Below are 3,772 nucleotides of genomic sequence, written 5' to 3'. Positions count from 1 at the left end.
GCGGCCGGTGCCGGCCGCGCCCCGGCCGCCCCGCGCCCCCGGCCGCCCGCCGCCCAGCGCCTGCCGCTCGTCCAGGGCGCGCAGGGTGGGCCGGGTCGGCCGGGAGGCGCCCGGGAACGGCAGGTCCAGGGCGCCGGGCAAGGTGACCGTCCAGAAGTGCCGCAGCGGGCCCAGCCAGACCTCCGCGCGCGGGCCCAGCTCCTCGGCCAGCTCGGCCAGCAGGGCCGCCTGCCGCGGCGCCACCTCGTGCACCAGCTGCCGGAACAGCGGCGCGGGCGGCACCGGCGTGGTGCTCAGCCCCTCGGGCTGGGCCTGCATGAGCTGGTGGCAGAAGTCCTCGATGATCTGCCCCTCGTCCAGCAGCGCCCACTGCTCGTACGCCCGCAGCAGCCCGCCCCAGCTGGACAGCTGCTCGTCGTACGCCTCCAGGCGCAGCGTCATGGTCGCCGAGTCGGTGTCCTGGAGGCGGATGCGCATCCGGGTGGGCGAGGCCGGGTCGCCGGCCACCGCCACCCGCCCGTTCCACATCGCGCACAGCACGCGGTGCAGGATGCGCTGCCGGTCGTCCTCGGTGCTGGCCAGCCAGTCGTCGCCGTGCCCGAGCCGCTGCCGCCAGGGCAGGAAGTCCTCCGCGCCGGGCGACTCGCGGGCCAGCGCCCACAGCCGCAGCACGTGGCGCACCTCGGATATCTCCGTCAGGCTCATGCCGCTGCGGAAGAGCACCACGGCGATGGACTCGGTGGACACCGGCCGGTACTCGACGGTCAGCCCGGCGTCCCGGGGCAGGTTCAGCTCCTGGCCGAGGTAGCGCTCGGCCTGGGCGGCGGCCTCGCTCTGCGGGTGCACGACGAGGACCTTCAGCGGGCCGGTGCCGTCCGGGGTGAAGCCCACCGGCAGCAGCTTCGCCAGCTGCGCGCGGAACTGCTCAAGCCACTGCTCGTCCACGGCCGCCACCGCCTCCTCGTCGCCCGCGGCCGCCTTCAGCAGGTCGGCCAGCGACGGCAGCAGCGGCCGCCCGCCCAGCACGCCGGTCTCCACGAACAGCTGCTTGACGCGCCGCTCGACCACCTGCTTGACCTCCCGCACGGCCGCGCGCGGCGAGCGGCGCACCGCGTCCAGGGCGCGCTGCCAGTCCTGCGGGGACACCAGCCGGGCCAGCAGCGTCACCTCGTCCTGGTGCTCGGACAGGCCCTCGTGCTGGAGCAGCCGCTCGAAGACGGTGTCGTAGAAGCCGCGCAGCGAGGACTGGGGCGGCAGCAGGTAGGACACGCCCTTACGGTCGTCGCGGTACAGCTCCCGCTTGCGCTCGGCGAACAGCTTGCGCTCGTCGTCCTCGTGCGCGCGCAGCGCCCGTACCAGCTCGGTGACGTCCTTCACCGTACGGGTCAGCGGGGCGCGCCAGCGCGGCTCGTGCTCGCGCCAGGCGCGGTGCCACACCCGGTTCGCGCGCCACCGGTACCAGGCGTCCTGCTCGGCGAGGGCCCGCTGCACGTCCGCGTCGCCCCAGCGGGCCGGCACCATGCCCGCCATGGACCGCCGGACGGGCGGCACCTGCGGCGGCGAGGTGTCCACGCCCGGGGGCCGCGCCGGGTCGTTGCGGCGGTTGTCCAGCATGCCGGCGAACCCGGCCTCGGCGGGCCGCTGCGGGTGGCCCGGCACGCCGGTGAGCACCCGTTCCAGGTGGAACGGGCCCCAGCCGGCCAGCAGTTCACGGGCGGCGTGCTGCGGGGCGAACTCCTCCACCAGGCGCGCCACGTCCCGGTCCAGGTCGCGCTCCAGGCCGGCCAGGCCGTCCTCCATGTCGCCGACCCGGTCGCGCAGCGCGTTCGCGATGGCCCGGCCGCCGCGCGGCACCGGGGCGGGCAGCGGCACCTCGCGCGGCTCGCGCGTCCACAGCGGGCCGAGCCCGGAGCGGTCGAAGAACTCCCGCACGCGCGCGGTGCCGTCCTCGGTGTGCCGCAGCGCCTGCTGGGCCATGCCCCGTACGGCGGCGGCCAGCAGCCGCCCGGCCACGATCTCCGCCAGGTCGTCCACGGGCACGGTCAGGGAGGCGGCCAGGCTGGTGGACATGCCGCGGTAGCCGATGCCGGAGCGGGACGGCGTCGAGCGCTCCACGCTCTTGTTGACGAAGCTGGCGGTGAACGACTGGTAGTCGCCTTCCGTCCGCCCGCGCGTGTTCTCATCGCCCAGTTCGGTGCCCACCAGCGACATCACCAGGGCGGTGATGGACCGCCGCAGGTCCTCCGCGCGGATGCCGGCCGGTCTGCTGAACAGGAACGCGGTCTGCACGGTCGACGGCCGCAGGCCGATCACACCGTGCCCCGGGTAGCGCACGCCCGGGCGCGCGCGCCGCTCCACGTCCCCGAAGTCGTCCGGCGCGCTCGGCATGTTCTGCTCGTCCACCAGGCGGGAGAGGTCGACCAGCGCGCGGGCCGCGTTCAGCTCCGCCTCCCGTCCGCCGCCCGCCTCGGCGGGGAACGCGGACGGCATGACCACCAGCGGGTAGACCTTCGCGTTCGGCACGCCGCTGCGGCGGAACTCGTGCCCGATCAGGTGCAGGAAGTCGTAGTAGATGCCCGCGCCGGTGCCGCCCGCCACCGAGAAGGCCACGAACACGTCGCAGCCGCGGATGTGCCGCCCGCCCAGCTCCCGCAGGTCGCCCGCGGAGTTGCTGATCGCGCCGATCGCGGCCCGCAGCTGGCGCAGCACCGGCTCCAGGCCCTCGCGCAGCGTCGCGAACAGCGCGGCCCGGCCGACCGTGGGCAGCTGGCCCGCGCCGGTGTGCAGGGGCGCCACCTTCGGCTGCCCGTTCTGGGGCGGCAGCCAGTCGGCGGTCTCCTCGTGCATGCTGATGCGCAGCATGCGGGTGACCTCCGGGGAGCTGTCGTAGCCGGCCGGCAGCAGGTCGTGGATGGCGCGGGAGGTGCGCGCGTACGCGCCGGCCAGCGGGCCCTTGGCGCTCAGGTGCGGCAGCCGGTCCAGCTCCGACTCGCTGAAGTCGGCGTACACGAACTGGAGGCAGTCGGGCAGCTGGTACGGCGCCCGGCGGCCGCCGCCGGTCAGGGCCGACCCGTCGGGCCCGCACAGCTCGCGGCGCAGGCCGTGCTCCAGCTCGGCCCCGATGCGGCAGCCGGTGCCGCCGAGGCCGACGAAGAGCATGGGCTGATAGATCCTCATGGCGTCTCGATCCCGCCGCCTGCGCGGCCTGACGAAAGGTCACATGTCCGGGTCGTAGGGGTGGTCGGAGGCGGCCGCCGGGCCCGCCGGGTCCGGGGTGCCGGGATCGGCCGCCGCGGGCCGCGCGCGGGGCGCAGGTGTCCGGCGCGCGGGCCACCGGGCTCGGCGCGGGGCGGGAGGCTCGGCGGGCCCGTCGGGGGCGGCGGCGCGGCCGTCGCGGTTTTCGTCGCCCTTACGGCTGCTCGTACGGCTGCCCCCACGGCTCGTACGGGCGTCGCGGCCCGTACGGTCGCCCCGGCTTGTCCCGTCGTCCCGGTCGTCCCGGTCGTCGCCGTCCGCACGTCCACCGGCCGCACGCGCGGGCCGGCCCGTACGGCCGTCGCCGCCCGCGCGGGAGGCGCGGTCCGTGTGGGCGGGGCGGTCCGTGTGGGCGGGGCCCAAGGCCGCGTAGTCCGTGTAGCCCGCGAGACCCGGGCCGCCCAGGGTGTCGGCGGACGGCGCGGCGGCGCGGTCGCGGACGACCAGCTCGACGCCGCCCAGCGGCACCGGCTGCCCGGGCCGCGCCACCCGGCTGGGCCCCGCGCCCCGCGGCGGG

At 76.7% G+C, this 3,772-nt stretch carries 1 protein-coding gene and 1 pseudogene; both read right to left on the bottom strand.

From position 1 onward, the window contains the following. On the bottom strand, nucleotides 1-3,177 hold a 3,177-nt coding region (locus tag RKE29_RS28510; RefSeq protein WP_312008581.1), incomplete at its 3' end, for a tubulin-like doman-containing protein. 39 nt (nucleotides 3,178-3,216) lie between these two features. Further along, nucleotides 3,217-3,772 (bottom strand): annotated as a pseudogene (locus RKE29_RS28505) (hypothetical protein); the annotation flags it as partial.

This window comes from Streptomyces sp. B1866 (assembly GCF_031932565.1).
Lineage (GTDB): Bacteria > Actinomycetota > Actinomycetes > Streptomycetales > Streptomycetaceae > Streptomyces.
This window is presented reverse-complemented; position numbering and strand designations above follow the sequence as displayed.